Consider the following 16,811-nt stretch of genomic DNA (forward strand, 5'->3'; position numbering starts at 1 on the left):
CAGTCTATTTACCGGGAGCCTACTCCTGCAAGAAAACAAACACGCCAGTCTTGTTGCCAATGACCACGTCGAGCTTGCCGTCCTTGTTCACGTCACCGGGGGTGACTTCGGTGCCGACGCCGCTGGCTTCGTCGATGAGATGGGGGATGAAGTCCGCGCCGCCTTTGCCATCGCGTTTGATTTCGAACCAGTAGAGCACGGGGGCGGCGTTTGGCTCATCGTCCTTCAGCGGGCCGTGAGCCCAGCGGCGTTTGCCGGTGACGAGATCGAGGACACCGTCGTTGTTCATGTCGGCGAGCTGCATGGCGTGGAGCTGGCTGAATTTCACGCCGACTTTGCTCTCCTCCACGGTGGCTCCCATGAGGTCGTGGCGGGTGAAGGTACCGTCTTTGCCCTGCTCGAACCAGCCGAGGCCATAACCATGAGCGTCGTAGCCGGTGATCACGTCGTTCAGTTTGTCGCCATTCACGTCATAGACGAGGATGAAGCTGCCGCCGCGTGCGCCTTCTTTGGTGAAGAGGTTCGCGTGGAAGGCCCAGTCGCTGTCTTTGCTCATGTCAGCGGGCTGTTCGCGCCAGCCTTCTTTGTCGAGGATATCGGCGCGGCCGTCACCATTCACATCGCCGAAACCGTAGCCGTGGGTGTATTTGAAGTACTTCTTGTCGTTCTCTGCTGACTTCGGTGTGATGGGGCGGAAGCGGGCTTTGCCAAAGGGATTCTTCCAGTCGATCTCTGCATAGCCGAGCTGGCCGCCAGTGTGGCAGATGATCTCGGGTTTGCCGTCGCCATTCATGTCGCCCAGGGTCGGGGATTCGTTGTCGGTCACTTCAAAGATGGTGTGGCGGGTCCAGTCGCCGCCTTTGCCCTGAGGGTTTTCATAGACCCAGGTCTCTTTGCCCGGCCAGGAGAAGGCCAGGATGTCGTGCCAGCCGTCGCTGTTGAAGTCGTAGGTGTAGGTGAGGAAGAAGTCGCTGTAGCCCTTGGCTGGATCATAGGGCTCCTTTTCGAACTTCGGCGCAAAGCTGATGCGCTCCTTGAAGTCTGGTCCCTGCCAGATGAAGCGGCCGGAGCAGACGTCATTGTCACCATCGTGATCGAAGTCGGCGAAGTGCGCCCCCTCAGCCACGAACTCGTTCGTGAGGGTGAACTTTTTAAAGGTGATGTCCGCAGCGCTGGCAGCAGCGGCAAGGGCGAGGAAGGGCAGGATCAGTCTCATGATTTGGAAGGGCACAGGGAACACCTTGGAGATAGAGCTTCTTGCAGTGGACGCGCAATGCGCAAGAAAGGCGCAGAACGTGGCTGCAAGTCAGCGCGAGCGAGGCACGTTCAGTCCCACCCATGATTCGTTCTGTCCTTCCCGCCCTGCTTTGCACCAGCCTGCTCGCCTTTTCCGCCGTCACCGTCCGCGCCCATGAGGCCGGGAAGCAGATGGCCGAGGTCGCCACACTCTTCCTCTCGGTGCTCACGCCTGAGCAGAAGGCCAAGGCCACCTTTGGTTTTGAAGACGAAGAGCGCATCAACTGGCACTTCATCCCGCGTGAGCGCAAAGGCCTGCCGCTGAAGGAAATGACCCCGCAGCAGGAGCTGCTCGCCCATGCTTTGCTCAATACCGGCCTCGGCTTTCGTGGCGCTGCCAAAGCAGCCACCATCATGTCCTTGGAAGAAGTGCTCTGGCAGATGGAAGGCGCGAAAGCCGCTGATGAAGCCGCGAAGGCCGCCGTGCGTGCAAAGCGTGATCCTGAGCAGTATTTCGTCAGCATCTTCGGCACCCCGGATGTGAAGGGAAGCTGGGGCTGGCGCATCGAGGGGCATCACCTCTCCCTGAATTTCACCATCAAAGACGGCCAGCTCCTGCGTGCCACGCCGACCTTCTTTGGCACCAATCCCGGCGAAGTCCGCCAGGGCAACCTCCTCGGCCTCCGCGTGCTCGGTAAAGAAGAAGACCTCGGCCGCGAGCTCGTGAAGTCGCTCACTGAAGCACAGTTCAAGACCTCCCTCTTCGACGCCGTGGCCCCCAAGGAAATGATCACCGCTGCTGAGAAGCGCGTGAGCCTGTTGAAGCCCGAAGGCCTCTCCAATGCCGACATGACCGCCGAGCAGAAAGCCAAGCTGAAGGAAATCATCACCGAATACACCGACCGCGTCCGCACCGAGATCGCCGCTGAACTCTGGGCTGAGATCGAAAAAGACGGCACCATCTACTTCGCCTGGGCCGGTGGCAAAGAGCGCGGCGAGCCGCACTACTACCGCGTGCAGGGGAAGAGCTTCCTCATCGAATACGACAACGTCCAGAACGAGGCCAACCACCCCCACAGTGTGTTCCGCAGCTTCGAGGGCGACTTTGGCCGCGACATCCTCTCCGAGCACTACAAGGCCGAGCACTACAAGGCCGAGCACGCAAAGTAAGGCACGGCTCAGAAGCCAGAAGCTCGCCTTCCACTCAGACAGCACTCTCAGCCTTAGTGCAGAGAGCGGACCTGCGTGTCGTGCTCATAAATGATCTGGCCGCCCTTGAGCGTTAGGTGCTCCATGGCCCCCTGAATATGCTTGGCATCCATGGGGGCCAGCTTGAACAGGCGCTCCCGGAAGATGCCGTTGGCTGGCTTGACTCCCAAAGCCAGGTTTCGGATGGTCGCCTCTTCGTCACCCTCCACGATGAAATCTGCGCCGGCAGCACCAGCAGCAGCCGCCAAACTGGCGATTTCCTGCGCGTTGCGATGATTTTTTGCGCTGGACGCGGCTTGGTTGATGCCTCCCACCGACATGATCATCACATTCAGAATGACGCCCAGAATCGCAATGGTGAGAAGCATCTCAAAAAGCGAAAAGCCAGAGCGGCGGGGTGAATGTGAGCAAAGCATCATTTCTCTTGAGGATAGAAAGGGAGAGCAGAGGGAATGGCCCTAAGCTATTGCAATTATGGTTTTTGATAAAGGAGAAAGTTCGCCCGTTTGCGCCCCCTTCCCTCTCATCTCCGAGAATGAAGACTTGGCCCTTGAGTGTCGGGCCTCTTTTTACCCCGAGTGATCCTGATGTTTTTGCTTGATGCCAACTGGCATGTCCCCTGATAGATTCAGCGACTTGTCCAACCCCACCTCGAATACCGTGCCAGACCGCGCCCCCAGCCCCACCTCCACTCAGCCTGTGCTGAATCTCCTCGCTGAAGGCAGGCATGACGAAGCCATGAAGGCCGCCACGGCTGCTTTGATGGATGCGCGCAATGACAGCACCGAGGGGGACGAACATGCCGCCAAGCTCTGCCAGGCACTCCAGACTCTCGGAGACGTGCAGCGTGAACTGAACCAGATCTCAGAAGCAGAAGCCTGCTACCGCGAAGGGCTGGAGCTGGCGGGAGATCGTCAGGATCTCTCCGTGGAGCGCGCCCGCCTGCGCATGCAGCTCGCCACGCTGCTCGACTTCAATGAGCGTGAAGCCGATGCCGCGCCCCTGTACGAACTGGCCGCCGCCGACTTCGAGGCGCTCTCCCCACCCGATGACCTGACCGCCGCGCAACTGCGCAACAACCTCGCCATGATCTACAAGGGCCTGGGCAAATTCGCCCTCGCCGAGCAGCACTACCTGCGCTCGCTGGAGACCATCGAACTGCGCATGGGCAGGAACTCCGAGTCCGTGGCCTCCGTGTACAACAATCTCGGCAGCCTCTACTACACCGCCGGCTTCCCCGATGAGGCCAAGAAGATGTTTGGTGAAGGCCTCGCCATCCGCGAAAAAATCCTCGGCCCTGATCACCCCGACGTCGCCCAGTCCCTCAGCAACATCGCCACCGCGCGCCACGAGCTTGGCGACAACGTCAGCGCCTTGCTCGACTTCGAGCGCGCCCTCAGGATCCTCGAAGCCAACATCCAGGAAAAAAACGCCAGCTATGAGGCCGTGGGCACTGACTACATCGCCCTCCTCGAAGCACTCAATGAAGACCGGCGGGCCGAAGCCTTCCGCAAACGCCGGGCCAAAGTCCTTTCCACCCAGGAATGAGACTTCCCTTTCGTTGGCGGCGTATCAGAGTGCGCTCCATGAAAGCCTCCCGACTTCTTTGTTTCCTCTCCCCGCTGCTCCTGCTCGGCTGCGCCAAACGTGACGTCCTCGTGATTGGCACGGATGCCACCTACCCGCCCTTTGAGTTTGTGGATGAGAAAGGCAAAATCAGCGGCGTGAGCGTGGCCATCGGCGAGGAGATCGCCAAGAAGCTGGGCAAGCCCGTCGAGTTCCGAAACATCAACTTCGACGGCCTCATCCCCGCGCTACAAACCGGTCAGATCGACATCATCATCTCCTCCCTCACCGCCAATGAGCAGCGCCGGAAGTCCATCGACTTCTCCGAGCCTTACGTGAAGACCGGCCTCGCCATCCTCGCGGCCAAAGACTCCACCGTGCAGTCCGTGGACGATCTCAAAGCACCGGGCCGAAAGCTCGCCGTGCGCATCGCCACCACCGGCGAGCAGTGGTGCCGCGAGCACGTCCCCGGCGCAAAGCTCGTCGCGCTCGACACGGACGCCGCCTGCGTGCTCGAAGTCGTGAACGGCACCGTCGATGCCTGGGTGTATGATCAAGTCAGCGTGATGAACTACCACGCCAAGCACTCCGACCGCACCCGCGCCCTCCTCGCTCCCTTGCGCGAGGAAGTGTGGGCCGTCGGCCTCAAAAAAGGCCGCGAGGATCTGGAGACGACCGTCAATGAAGCCATCGCCCAGATGAAGAAGGAGGGAGCCTTCGCCAAACTCGCCGAGCAATACCTCACCAAGGAACGCGACATGATGAAGGCGCAGGGCCTGCCGTTTGTGTTCGAGTGATTTCATCCCGCCATCCCCCATGTCAGACATCGCCACCAACCTCGAACGCATCCGTGAACGCATCAGCACTGCTTGTTCGCGGGCAGGACGTGATTTGAACTCCGTGGAACTCGTCGCTGTTTCAAAGACGAAACCGGCGGAACTCATTCAGGAAGCGGTCGATGCCGGGCAGCTCTTGTTCGGCGAAAATCGGGTGCAGGAGGTGCTGCTGAAAAAGCCGCTGCTGCCCGCAAAGCTGCGCTGGCATCTCATCGGCCCTCTTCAATCCAACAAAGTCCGCAAAGTGCTGCCCATGGTGGAGATGATTGAGGCCGTGGACTCACTCAGCATCGCGAAGGACATCAACCGCATCGCCGCCGAACTCGGCCTGCACCCGAAGGTGCTGCTGGAGATCAATGTCGCCACCGAGTCCTCCAAGCACGGCTTCAGTCCCGCGCAGATCCGGGAGCAGTTGGAGGCGCTTTACGCCCTCGACCGCCTCTACATCCAGGGACTCATGTGCATCCCGCCCTTTGACTCCACGCCGGAGACCTCGCGGAAATACTTCTCCCATCTGCGCGCCCTTCGTGAGGAGTTGGAAAAGCTCGGCGGCGCGCCCTTGCCCGTGCTTTCCATGGGCATGAGCCATGACTTCGAAGTGGCCATCGAAGAAGGTGCCACCCTCGTGCGTGTGGGCACGGCGATCTTCGGCGGACGCTGATCAACCAACGATCGCCTCCGCCATGCGTAGCGCTTCGACGTTGGGCTTCACGTCGTGGACTCGGAAGAGCCGGGCACCGAGCTCGCGCATGTGGGCCGTCAGCGCCACCGTCGGCCAGTCACGCGCATCGAGCGAATCATCACCCAGCAGTTTGCCGATCATGCTTTTGCGTGAGACCCCCACCAGCAGCGGCCTGCCGATCTCCAAAAGCTGCGGCAGCGCGCGCATCAGAGTCACGTTGTGCTCCAGCGTCTTGCCAAAGCCAAAGCCCGGATCAAGCGCGATGCGTTCCCGCGCGATGCCGATGCTTTCCAGCGTGCGCAGGCGCTCATCAAAATAGGCGCGCACCTCCGCCACCACATCCGCATACTCCGGGTGCTGCTGCATCGTGCGCGGCGTGCCGATCATGTGCATCACCACCAGCCCCGCATCCGTCTCCGCCGCCACGCGGGACATCGCGGGATCACCGCGCAGCCCCGTGACATCATTGATGATGTCCGCCCCGGCATCCAGCGCCGCACGAGCCACGTTCGCCTTCATCGTGTCGATGGAGATCAGCGTCTTCGTCGCCGAGCGCACGGCGCGGATCACTGGCAGCACACGGCGCAGCTCCTCTGCCTCCTCCACCGGCTCAGCTCCCGGCCGCGTGGACTCGCCGCCGATGTCCAGGATGCCCGCCCCCTCCTCCACCAGACGCAGCGCATGCTCCACCGCGCGCCCCGAGTCGAGGAATCGCCCGCCATCGGAAAAGGAGTCCGGCGTCACATTCACGATCCCCATGATCATCCCTCGCGGGTTGAGATCATGGTCCGTGCCGTGGATGCGCCAAAGGTGTTTCATGCTTCCATTCGAGCCGGAACCGCTGAAAAGTAAAGAAGCAGCCTCCATCGCTTGTTTTCTTCCCGGATTATTGGGTTCACTGAAGTCCGTCATCCATCCCTCTCCGCTATTTTTTGCATGAATGTCCATCACCTCGAACTCTTCTACTACGTAGCACGGCACGGCGGTGTCAGCTCAGCGGCACGGGCCATGCCGTATGGCATCCAGCAGCCGGCCATCAGCTCCCAGATTCTCCAGCTTGAGGATGTCCTCGGAGTCGCGCTGTATCAGCGGCGTCCTTTTCAACTGACCCGCGAAGGGCAGGCGCTCTATGAGTTCATTTCGCCCTTCTTTGGCGGGCTTTCGGAGATCTCCAATCGGCTTCGTGGCGGTGGTGAAAATCGCCTGCGCATCGCATCTGCCGAGGTGGTGCAGCGCGACTACCTGCCTGATTTGCTCAAAGGAATGCGGCGGCGTGTGAAGGGGTTCCATTTCACCCTGACTCATGGTCGCCAAAATGAAATCGAGGCCATGCTCGTCGCGCAGAAGATCGATGTCGGACTTAGCACCCTGATGGATCAGACGATGGTGAACATCGAGTCACGCGAGCTGCATCGTCTGCCGCAGGTGCTACTCGTTCCTGTCAAAAGCGCGATCACGAAGGCGTCGCAGATCTTTGAAAAGGACCGCATTGACCTGCCGCTTGTGTCCATGGATTCGAATGATGTTTTGTCACGTTTGTTTCAGTCCACCCTGCGCCAGCGCGGGTTGGAGTGGCTGCCGAGTCTTGAGGTCGGAAGCCTGGATCTTGTCGTTCGTTATGTTGCTGAAGGCTTCGGCGCTGGACTGGCCCTGCGCCATCCGCGAGTGGAATTTCCTGCCACGGTGAGGGCGCTGGATCTGCCTGACTTCACGCCGCTGAGCTTCGGTGCTTTGTGGACGGGGAGGATGTCGCCTCTCCTCGAAGCATTTCTGGATGAAGCGCAGATGCTGGCGAGGAATTTGGGATGAATCAGGTGTTCTCCGCCAAACTCGAAGCCAGTGTCTTCACCTGACGCAGATCAGTCTTGCCAGTGCCGAGAACGGGAATGGCATTCACCCGCAGAAATTGATCCCGCTTCGGTTTCCAGAGGTTTGGCAGATCCGTGGTGCTCAGCTTTTCGAGCACAACGATGAGCACTTCCTCCGTGAGGGTGTGGATGACGGCGAGTCGCTCGCCTTTCTTTTCATCAGGCAGGCTCGTCACGGCAAAGGTCTGGATGCTCACTCCGGCCAGCTCATGCAGCCGTTCTTCGACTTTGATATGTGGCACCATCTCTCCGCCAATTTTGCTGAAGCGGCTCAGGCGGTCGGTGATGAAGATAAAGCCGTCTTCATCCATGGAGGCTATGTCGCCCGTGGTATACCAGCCATCGCGCAGCACCTCCACCGTCTTTTCCGGGCGACCGAGATAGCCCTTCATGATGTTAGGGCCTTTCAGCAGCATCAGGCCGGATTCGCCAGCCTGCTTGAGTGCGCCGGTTTCAGGATCGACGATTCGCACGGCCATGCCTGGCAAAGGATGCCCGATGGAACCGCGCTTGGAACCCACCTGATGGAAGCCTGCGGCGCGGAAGTCCATCGTGTTGACCGCCACGGCTGGCGAACATTCGGTGCAGCCATAAGCCTCCAGCGGACGGATGCCGAACTGCTGCTCGAAGGCCGTGGCCAGGCGTTCCTGCAACTTCTCCGCGCCGACCATGGCAAAGCGCACGCTGCCGAACTGCTCGGGCCGACATCCACGCATGTAGATCGGGAGGAAGGTGGGTGTGGCCAGTAAAAAGGACACGGCATGATGGCTGACCAACTCGCCCACGACTTTGGAGTCGGTCGGGTTGAAGTGGAAGGCGACGCCCAATCCCAGCAATGACGGTGCAGCGAGCGTGCCGGTGAAGCCGAAGGAATGGAAGAACGGCAGGATGCCCAGCAGTCGGTCATCAGGCCGGAAAGTGACCGCCTGATTGATCTGCTCCACATTGGAAATGATGTTGGCGTGCGTGAGCATCACGCCCTTTGGATCGCCAGTGCTGCCACTGGAGAAAATGATGGTCGCCAGATCATCTGGTCGCGGAGTCTTGTCACCGCCGAGGAAGCGGCTGAACCATGCTGCCGGGCAAAGCATGGAAAGCAGGAGGGACTGGAGCTTTTCCATCCCCGTCGGTTTCGCAGCCACCTCATCGAAGAAGACCTTCTCGACGGGCAGATCGAGATTGAGCTTTTCCAGAAACTTGGCGGTGGTCACGACTTTGCGAATGCCGCACTGACTCATGCAGGAGGCGATGGCCTCGGGTGCCAGAGTGTAGTTCAAATTCACCGGCACCTTGTTCAGCAAGAGAGCTGCGTGATTGACCAGTGCTCCGCCCACCGAGGGCGGCAGCAGCAGCCCCACCTTTCCCTCACCCTGCCAGACATGGCGCAGCCGCCGCGCGAGAAACACACTTTTGGTCAGCGCGGTGAAGAAGCTGATGCCCGGCGTGGCGGCATCGGTCATCGCCAGACGGAAGGGATGACGGCGTGCGGTGCGGACCAGAGCACGCCCCAGCGGTTTGATTTCCTTGCCCCGCAGCGGCCAGGCATTCGCGCCGAGTTCCATCACGACACGTCTCACGGCTTCAGGTGTCGTGCTCGGCGGCATGGGTTCACCGAAACTCACAGTCACGGGATAGGGCAGGCGACGTGGCAGCTTCGAGTAGAAGCGTCCCTTCTCGAAGCTGAAGATGCTGCCCCAGACGTTGTCGAGATGTACGGGCACGATGGGTGCCTCCACGCCTTTCATGATGCGGCTCATGCCACGGCGGAAGGGCAGCATCTGGCCGATGCGTGTGATCTGCCCTTCGGCAAAGATGCAGACGATGTGACCCTCTTTGATCCACTGCGTGGCGGATTGTAGCGATTTGATCATCTCACGCGGACGTGCCTCGGCAGTGATCGGGATGGTGTTCAGCATTTTGGCAAAGGGCTTCACCCACCACTTGTCGTAGATGCCTTTGTACATGATGAAGCGGATGTGCCGATCATTGGATGCGATGAGAAAGCAGGCATCCATGAACGACAGGTGATTGCACACAAAGAGCGCTCCACCCTTCTCCGGGATGTGGTCGCGACCGACGACGCGGACGCGATATAGCGTGTGGGTGAGCATCCACAAAAGGAAGCGCATCAGCGAGTCGGGCACGAGCATCACCGCGTAGATCGTGCTGCCGAGTGTCATCGCGGCGATCACCAGGAAGATGGTTGGTGGCGTGAGCTTCAGGATGCCGGTGAATACATAATACAAAGCTGAGGCTGCGAAGATGCCGATGAACGAGATCAGGTTCGCTGCCGCCAGGACTCCGCCCATTTGCTCGCGTGCTGGACGATGCTGGAGAAGAGCTGCGATGGGCACGATGAAGAGGCCGCCGGAAAAGCCGAGCAGACTGAGATGAATCGCCGCGCCCTGAAAGGTCATGCCTTCGCGTCCCAGCAAGGCCGAGAAGAGAGTCAGGCCAAGTGCTCCAAGCGGGACAAGGCCATACTCGATTTTGCCGCCTGACAGATAGCCAGCGACGAAGCTTCCAAGGCCTATGCCAATGGCCGTGGCTGCCTGGAGGTAGCTGCTTTTCGTCTCATCCGTCAGGTGCAGCACATCGGCCGCATAGGTGACGATCAAGAGCTGGATCAGCGCGGCGATGCCGAAGAAGAAGGTGTTTCCCAGCACGGCCAGCCACAGGACGCGATCTTGGCGGATGGACTTCACCTGCGACCAAAGATCGGCCACGAAATTGGCGCGGAAGTGTCTCGTCGGATTAGCAGCGGGGACTTTGGTGATGCCAAAGCTGGTGATCAGTCCGAGCAGAGCAAACGCGATGAGGACCAAGCCCGAGCCTGACTGATTTCCAGTGAAGGTCTTGCACAGCCAGCCACCGGCGACGGTCCCCATGACAATGGCGAGGAAGGTGGTCAGCTCGATCACACCATTGCCCCAGGACAGTTTTTTGGCCTCCAGCAACTCCGGCAACAGACCATACTTCGAGGGACCGAAGAAGGCGCTGTGAACGCCCATCAGGAAGACGCAGCCGATGGTGACATAGAGGTGATTCGTCGCCAATCCGAAGAGCGCGATGATCATCACGAGGATTTCAAAAGCCTTCACCCCGATGGTCACGGTGCGCTTGCTGAAGCGATCTGCCAGATAGCCACCGCTCATGGAGAAAAGTATGAACGGCAGAGCGAAGAGTGCGCCGACGATGCCGATCAGCTTGTCGCGCTCCTCGTTGGGGAGGTTCATCTCGGCGATGAGGAAGAGCGCCAGCCACTTGAGGGCGTTGTCGCTGAAGGCCCCCTGAAACTGGGTGATGATGAGTGCCCAGAATCCACGTTGTGAGGCTGGAGCAGGCTTGGGAAAGGTCGTGTCCATAATTCAGATCAGCGAGCGCTGCGTTGAGTGGCGAGCTTCTTCAATACCAGATGCGTTGGCAGGAAGGCGAGTGTGAAAAGAGCGAGCATCCAGACCACAAGATAAACACCCGCTGGCATCCATTGTTGGGCTTGCGAGTCATCGAGACCGAAGACGTAGTTCACATTCACTGGCGTGTTTGGATCAGCCAGCTTTGCGCCAGCAGGCGGCAGGGCAAAGAAGGCGAATAGACAGAGACTCCACGCAATGCCGGTCCACTGTTTCAAAGCACGTGCTTCGTAACCCAGACGGGCCACCAGAAAGATCAGCAGGAACGGCAGCCATCCGTGGAAGAGCGAGAGTCCGCGAAGGAAGAGCGGCTTTCTCTCATCAAACATGTAAGCGGTCATGCCCGAGTGCTCCGCACCTGTCATCAGGCGGACAAGCTGCGCCCCAAAGTCGAGGCACCAGAAAGCCTGCGGAACCAGAATACCCACGGCAGCGATGGATGCCGCCTGCCTGCTCTCCGCCCAGACGGCGTAGAGCGTGATGAGCAATGCTACATCGCAGAAATAGAGGAAGTTGGTGGGGCCATAGTTGATCCAGTAAACCGGAATCAAAACGGCGAGGAAGGCCGTGTAGGTGACTTTGAGCCAGAACGGGATTCGCCGTGTGGAGGCTTCGGCAGGGGAGCGGGAGATGTTTCTCATACGCCGCCTACTTTTCGCACTTCAGGCGAATGATCGAATTGATAGAACTTGCCGCGTGATTGGTTTGATCAATGACGCTGTCAGATTATTTACACAGCAACAATTGGAGCATTACTGCGGCATGAACTGGGTGGCATCTGTCATCTAGCGATGGGTTGTTCCCCGAAAAAGCTAAACGGCCCTGAACTTCCCCTGAAGCTACTCGAATCGGATCACATACTCGCCCTTTTTGTGCATGTGCTCGTGGTCACGCGCACGCATTTCGAGGTAGCTGGTGTCGGTCTTGATCCAGTCCATCTGGCGGACGAGTTTGTCTCGCGAGGCAGCGAGTTCATCGCGCTGGACTTTCATGGCTTCGAGCTTGTCACGCTGCGCGTTTTGCTCGGCCAGGGGCTTCTTATAAATCTCCACGACGACGGGCACCACCAGGAGCAGGAGACAGAATTTACCGAGCCTCACCAAGCCTCCCAACATGCGGTCAACAGGCTGCGGGGCGGTGTGGTTTTCGTTCTGGATCTCCTGGTATTTCATGGGGATGCCGCGTCGTGCGGAGTGCGTTGAATTAGACCTTCATGCGGCCGCCGAAGATCGCGTTCTCACCGAGTTCCTGCTCGATGCGCAGGAGCTGGTTGTACTTGGCGATACGGTCGCTGCGGGAAAGGGAACCGGTCTTGATCTGACCGCAGTTTGTGGCAACGGCGAGATCGGCGATGGTGTAGTCTTCAGTCTCACCGGAGCGATGGCTCATGACGGCGGTGTAACCATGGCGATGGGCGAGATCGACGGCGTCCAAGGTCTCGGTGAGGGAACCGATCTGGTTCACCTTCACGAGGATGGAGTTCGCGATTTTCTGGTCGATGCCCTTCTGGAGGAACTTCGTGTTCGTCACGAAAAGGTCGTCACCGACGAGCTGGGTGGTGGCACCGAGTTCCTTCGAGATGACAGCCCATCCGTCCCAGTCGTTTTCGGCACAGCCGTCTTCGATGGAGATGATCGGGAAGTCCTTCTTCAGCTCGGCATAGTAGGCCACGAGCTCAGCGGCGGTGCGCTCGGACTTGTCGCTCTTCTTGAAGACGTACTTGTTCTTCGCCTTGTCGTAGAACTCGGAGGAGGCCACGTCGAGCGCGATGAAGATGTCTTCACCCATCTTGTAGCCAGCTTTTTCGATGGCCTGGGCGATGACTTCCAGCGCGTGATGAGCGCTCTTCAGAGTCGGGGCAAAGCCACCTTCGTCACCGACAGCGGTGTTCAGGCCGAGATCATGAAGGATCTTCTTCAGCGCGTGGAAGACTTCTGCACCGTAGCGCAGAGCTTCGGAGAAGGTCGGAGCGCCCTTCGGCATGATCATGAACTCTTGGAAATCGATCGGTGCATCGGAGTGCGCACCGCCGTTGATGATGTTCATCATCGGCACAGGCAGCACCTTGGCGTTAGGGCCGCCGATGTATTTGTAAAGAGGCTGGCCGAGAGCGGCGGCAGCGGCTTTGGCGACGGCCAAAGAGGCGCCGAGGATGGCGTTCGCGCCGAGCTTGGACTTCGTCGGCGTGCCGTCGATTTCGAGCATCGCGTTGTCGATGGTCACTTGGTCGGAGGCGTTGCTGCCGATGATGGCGTCAGCGATCTCGTTGTTCACGGCATCGACGGCTTTCAGCACGCCTTTGCCGAGGTAACGCTTCTTGTCGCCATCGCGCAGTTCCAGAGCTTCGTGTTCGCCAGTGCTGGCTCCACTCGGGACGGCCGCGCGTCCGATGGCTCCGCCGTCCAGGAGGACGTCCACTTCGACGGTTGGGTTGCCACGCGAGTCCAGGACTTCGCGTGCGATGACTTCTACAATGGTAAGGTCGTCCATGAGGGGATATGTTTCAGTATGCTTAACTAATTGGGTTTTGGCAAGCAGGCATCCGCAGGTCATTCCCGCAGCGCCGCAAGCGCCGTGGTGATAGCCGGAATCGTGCCTGATACAACCGGCAATCTGGACAGGTCTGCGCTCGACAATCGAACATCCATTGTGGCATTCTCGTCTTTGCCTGCCATGAAAGCCCTCACCTTTCTCTTCTGGATCGTCCTCATCACCTTTGCTGAGGCGACCCCCATCGCGAAAATCACCACGCTCACCGGCAAAACCTACCGCCAGTGCCAGATCGTCCGTGTCCATCCCGACGGCGTCTCCTTCCGCCATGCCGATGGTGCGGCCAAAGTACTCTTCACCGATCTCTCCAGAGAATGGCGCAGCCGTCTCGGCTACGACGCCGACAAGGCCGCCGCCTACCAGCAGGAACTCGCCGACAAACGCGAGGCCGACAAAGCCGCCCGCGCCAAGGTGGAAGAGGCCCGCTTCAAACTCCTCGCCGAAGCCGCCGAGCGCGCCCGCATTCAGAGCCTCGGCCAGGAAGCCCAGGTCCGTGCCACCGTGCAGCAGCAGCAGAACTTCGGTCCCTCCGTCATCCCCGTGCTGCCCGCCCTCGGAGCCGTGCATCAGCCCGGCGGCGACTACGGACGCTACGAGCGACCTTACACTCCCTATTGGAACGGCGGCTACGGTTACCCCGCCGGATATGGGTATGGCTACAACTACGGTGCCGGCTTTTACACACCTGGATGGAGCGTCTGCCATCCAGCCCCGCCAGTCTGTCCACCCCGCCGGACATTCCGTGTGACGATCAGGCGCTGAAGCCGCCGTCCAAAGTGGGGTACTCACCCTGAGAATGCTTTGAGCCGACGCGTGAATGCCGCCCGGAACTCCGCTGGGAATGGAGAGAAATGGTCCGGCTGCTTTGGGTGTTCCGCAGCCGATGCTTCCCTTTTCTGCGCTCTCTAAATCACTGCAGGGCGTGCTTCATGTGCGTTTCCCTGGCGGTTGGGGAAGGCTGCCTCCCAAGCGGCGCTCAACTGCCTTTCCGGGTAGGAGCGTCGGTGGTGCGTTTGACGACACGCTCGGACTTCATGGGGATGACCGTAAAGCGGGGGGAATCAATGGCGACGATGCGCGGGGGGCGCAGGGCGGCGGGCGCGTTGGGAGGGGGTGGGGTGCTGGCGGGCGGCGGGGCGACCGGGGCGGGCTTTGAGGGAAGTGGGGCGGACTCGATGCGCTGCTGGGTGGCGAGAGTCTGGCACTGCTTTTCGAGTTCGGTGCGGCGGCGCTGGGTTTCTTCCAGAAGGCGGGTCTCGGTGGCGAGTGCGCGGCGGCGCTCGACGAGCTGGCTCTCGGTGGTCTGGAGGTCGGCGCGGAGATGGGCGAGGCTGGTTTCATGCTGCCGCTGCTCCTGGGCGAGCTTTTCAACGGTGGCACCGAGGGGCAGGAGGCTGGCTTCGAGCTGGGTACGACGCTGCTCCAGGCGGGTGAGAGTTTGCCCGGCGGTGCTGATCTCTTCGTTCCGGGCGGCGAGGCGGGTTTCGGCCTGGGTGGCATCATGCTGGAGCCTCTGGAGCCGGGTGGTCTCTTCCTGCTGCCGGGTGGCGAGGGTGGTGAGCTTCCCCTGTGCGGCGGTAAGGTCGGCGTTGAGCTGCTGGAGAGTGGTGGTTTTTTCTTCGCACTGCTGGGTCAGTGCGGCGATGGCGGTGAGCCACTGCTCATGGGTGGCCTCAGCCTCCTGAACGTCGGCCAGCCTGCGGCTGAGCTGCTTTTCCACGGCTTCGACGGCCTCTGCGGTGAGAGCCGCTTTGGCAGAGGGACTGGGGAGTGTGTCTGCGGGGGCTTCGAGATCGAGGACGGCGGTGAGGGTGCCGAAGGTGAGGCGGTCACCCTGAATGAGGCGACAGGTCTGGACTCGCTGCTCATTGACGAAGGTGCCGGTGGTGGAGCCGAGATCACGCAGCTCAAAGCTGCCACTGGCATGGGGGAGGATTTCGGCATGCTGGAGGGCGAGACTGTCGTCATTGACCACCACGTCATTGTCATCGCCACGTCCGAGAGTGAGGCGCTCCGTGAGGGGAACGATCACTTCCTGTCCGTCTTCGAGTGCAAAGGTAAGTTTGGCCATGATTTTCTGAATGTACGCGCTGGAGTCGTGCCAGTATCCATGTCGTTGAGGGGACGGGAAGCAAACGGCCTTTGAGATACCCTCCTCGTGATTCAAGGCTGGCATCCCGCGCTTCTACAGGTCACAATACGCTCATGACTTGGCTCCGCCTGATCCTCCTCCTTTCCTGTCTCGGCCCAGTTGCATGGCACCTGGATGGCGAACAACGCGCGGGCAGATTTCAGCATGTGGACGATCTCTTCCTGGATTTCCTCGTCGCCAATGCCCGCGAACGCCTCAGCAAGCCAGCCAGTGCTGAAAATGAAGATCAGGTCGCTTTCGTCGCCCTTCGAGAAGAGCAGAAGGGGGAATACGCCGCCTGGCCGCCGCCGCCGCTGGACTGGCAGACACTCTTCAAGGCTCTCCAGCCCTATGAGCCCCGCGTCCTCGTCATCGCCACCCCTTTAAATTGGGGCCGCCCCTCTCCTGAATTTGTTCCCGCCGTGGCCGAGGCGCTGCTTCTCTTCGACCAAGTCGTCCAGGGCATCGAAATCCAGCCCGCCGAATCGGTGCCAAAGATCCCGCCGTTCATGGGCGACCTCGCGGAGGTCCTGCCCCGCTTCCAGCGCGTGGACGGTCCGCTCAGTTCCGCCGCAGCCTTCAGCGCTCTGATTACCGCCCCCGATCCAGCGCTGCGTCCCGCAGGAGACATGGGGCTGCTCGCCGTGAGGCAAAGTGCCAAAGGCTGGTCCCTGCCCTATGCTCTGCTCGCCGAGGATACCCTCATCCCCAGCCTGCTCGCGCAGACCTTTTCCCGGCTCACCCTCAGCCCGTATGCCCTGCATCGTCTCCGCCTCGGTCCTGGTGCGGGGGCTTACCTCGCCGATGGCACCTTTGTCCCTCTGCAAAACGATGGCAGCCTAGCCGTGAACTCCGCCACGAGCGTCCCGGTCATCAACGCCCTTGATCTCATGACCGGCACCCTCGCCGACGCCCTCAGTCCGGCGGACAAAGAAGCGCTCGGCAAAGGCAAGGTCATCGTCATCGGCCCCGATCACGAAGAGAATGCCAGCTCGCGCAGCGCCTATCTGCACGCCCAGGCGCTCGCCCAAACGCTGAGCCTTCCCAAGCTGCAAAAGCTCACCCAAATCCAGCAATGGATCGCCTGGGGCATCGCCGCTCTGGCTGCCGCCTGGCTGGTCCTGCGAGTTCGGCGCGGGCGCGCCTTCTGGATGGGCATCGGGCTCATCTTCTGCGCGCTGGTCATCAGCTTCATAGCCTTCCAGGCAGGACTCCTCTGGTGCCCGCCGACCATCCCGGCAGCCCTCATCGCCATCGGCGCGATCCTTGGAATGATCATCGGACGTGGCACCCCAAAAGTGACGCCTGCACCCTCCGAAG

15 protein-coding genes are annotated in these 16,811 nt (G+C 60.4%); 7 read left to right on the forward strand and 8 right to left on the reverse strand.

The features are described from left to right. Positions 1-19: 19 nt before the first annotated feature. Positions 20-1,216, reverse strand: a complete 1,197-nt coding sequence (locus AC6FTP_RS14315; protein ID WP_497207598.1) for an FG-GAP repeat domain-containing protein — start codon at positions 1,214-1,216, stop codon at positions 20-22. Positions 1,217-1,338: 122 nt separating this feature from the next. Here AC6FTP_RS14315 and AC6FTP_RS14320 point away from each other — a divergent pair, with 122 nt between their 5' ends. After that, the gene (locus AC6FTP_RS14320) at positions 1,339-2,406 is read left to right on the forward strand and encodes a DUF3500 domain-containing protein (protein WP_497207599.1); all 1,068 of its coding nucleotides are present in this window, start codon (positions 1,339-1,341) and stop codon (positions 2,404-2,406) included. A 53-nt stretch (positions 2,407-2,459) separates the two neighbouring features. Here the strand turns inward: AC6FTP_RS14320 and AC6FTP_RS14325 are convergent, their stop codons facing one another. Beyond that, on the reverse strand, positions 2,460-2,864 hold the full coding sequence (locus AC6FTP_RS14325) for a type II secretion system protein (RefSeq protein WP_497207600.1): 405 nt from the start codon (positions 2,862-2,864) through the stop codon (positions 2,460-2,462). A 217-nt stretch (positions 2,865-3,081) separates the two neighbouring features. Here AC6FTP_RS14325 and AC6FTP_RS14330 point away from each other — a divergent pair, with 217 nt between their 5' ends. From AC6FTP_RS14330 to AC6FTP_RS14340, 3 genes are read left to right on the forward strand one after another with little or no spacing between them, the layout of a single operon-like run. Next, entirely contained in the window at positions 3,082-3,993 is a 912-nt protein-coding gene (locus tag AC6FTP_RS14330; protein WP_497207601.1) for a tetratricopeptide repeat protein, read from the forward strand. 38 nt (positions 3,994-4,031) lie between these two features. After that, a complete protein-coding gene (locus AC6FTP_RS14335) occupies positions 4,032-4,808 on the forward strand; it encodes a transporter substrate-binding domain-containing protein (protein WP_497207602.1) in 777 nt (258 codons plus the stop codon). Between the two features lie 19 nt (positions 4,809-4,827). Beyond that, positions 4,828-5,508, forward strand: coding sequence for a YggS family pyridoxal phosphate-dependent enzyme (locus AC6FTP_RS14340; RefSeq protein WP_497207603.1), 681 nt, complete (start codon positions 4,828-4,830; stop codon positions 5,506-5,508). On the opposite strand, the gene folP is transcribed toward AC6FTP_RS14340, so the two are convergent. Further along, positions 5,509-6,348 (reverse strand): dihydropteroate synthase, encoded by an 840-nt coding sequence (gene folP, locus AC6FTP_RS14345; RefSeq protein ID WP_497207604.1) that lies wholly within the window; start codon positions 6,346-6,348, stop codon positions 5,509-5,511. A 117-nt stretch (positions 6,349-6,465) separates the two neighbouring features. On the opposite strand from folP, the gene AC6FTP_RS14350 reads away from it, so the two are divergent. Then, the gene (locus tag AC6FTP_RS14350) at positions 6,466-7,338 is read left to right on the forward strand and encodes a LysR family transcriptional regulator (protein ID WP_497207605.1); all 873 of its coding nucleotides are present in this window, start codon (positions 6,466-6,468) and stop codon (positions 7,336-7,338) included. A 1-nt stretch (position 7,339) separates the two neighbouring features. Here AC6FTP_RS14350 and AC6FTP_RS14355 read toward each other — a convergent pair whose 3' ends face one another. From AC6FTP_RS14355 to eno, 4 genes are all read right to left on the reverse strand, one after another. Then, positions 7,340-10,762 (reverse strand): acyl-[ACP]--phospholipid O-acyltransferase, encoded by a 3,423-nt coding sequence (locus AC6FTP_RS14355; RefSeq protein ID WP_497207606.1) that lies wholly within the window; start codon positions 10,760-10,762, stop codon positions 7,340-7,342. 8 nt (positions 10,763-10,770) lie between these two features. Beyond that, complete coding sequence (locus tag AC6FTP_RS14360; RefSeq protein ID WP_497207607.1) at positions 10,771-11,451, reverse strand: hypothetical protein; 681 nt, start codon at positions 11,449-11,451, stop codon at positions 10,771-10,773. 198 nt (positions 11,452-11,649) lie between these two features. Further along, a complete protein-coding gene (locus tag AC6FTP_RS14365) occupies positions 11,650-11,982 on the reverse strand; it encodes an FtsB family cell division protein (protein ID WP_497207608.1) in 333 nt (110 codons plus the stop codon). A 31-nt stretch (positions 11,983-12,013) separates the two neighbouring features. Next, positions 12,014-13,300, reverse strand: a complete 1,287-nt coding sequence (gene eno, locus AC6FTP_RS14370) for a phosphopyruvate hydratase (RefSeq protein WP_497207609.1) — start codon at positions 13,298-13,300, stop codon at positions 12,014-12,016. A gap of 183 nt (positions 13,301-13,483) precedes the next feature. Here eno and AC6FTP_RS14375 point away from each other — a divergent pair, with 183 nt between their 5' ends. After that, entirely contained in the window at positions 13,484-14,122 is a 639-nt protein-coding gene (locus AC6FTP_RS14375) for a F0F1 ATP synthase subunit B family protein (protein ID WP_497207610.1), read from the forward strand. A gap of 214 nt (positions 14,123-14,336) precedes the next feature. Here AC6FTP_RS14375 and AC6FTP_RS14380 read toward each other — a convergent pair whose 3' ends face one another. Continuing rightward, a complete protein-coding gene (locus AC6FTP_RS14380) occupies positions 14,337-15,431 on the reverse strand; it encodes an FHA domain-containing protein (protein WP_497207611.1) in 1,095 nt (364 codons plus the stop codon). Positions 15,432-15,565: 134 nt separating this feature from the next. Here AC6FTP_RS14380 and AC6FTP_RS14385 point away from each other — a divergent pair. Next, on the forward strand, positions 15,566-16,811 hold a 1,246-nt coding region (locus AC6FTP_RS14385; protein ID WP_497207612.1), incomplete at its 3' end, for a CHASE2 domain-containing protein.

The organism is Prosthecobacter sp. (genome assembly GCF_044378005.1).
In the GTDB taxonomy this organism is placed as follows: domain Bacteria; phylum Verrucomicrobiota; class Verrucomicrobiia; order Verrucomicrobiales; family Verrucomicrobiaceae; genus Prosthecobacter.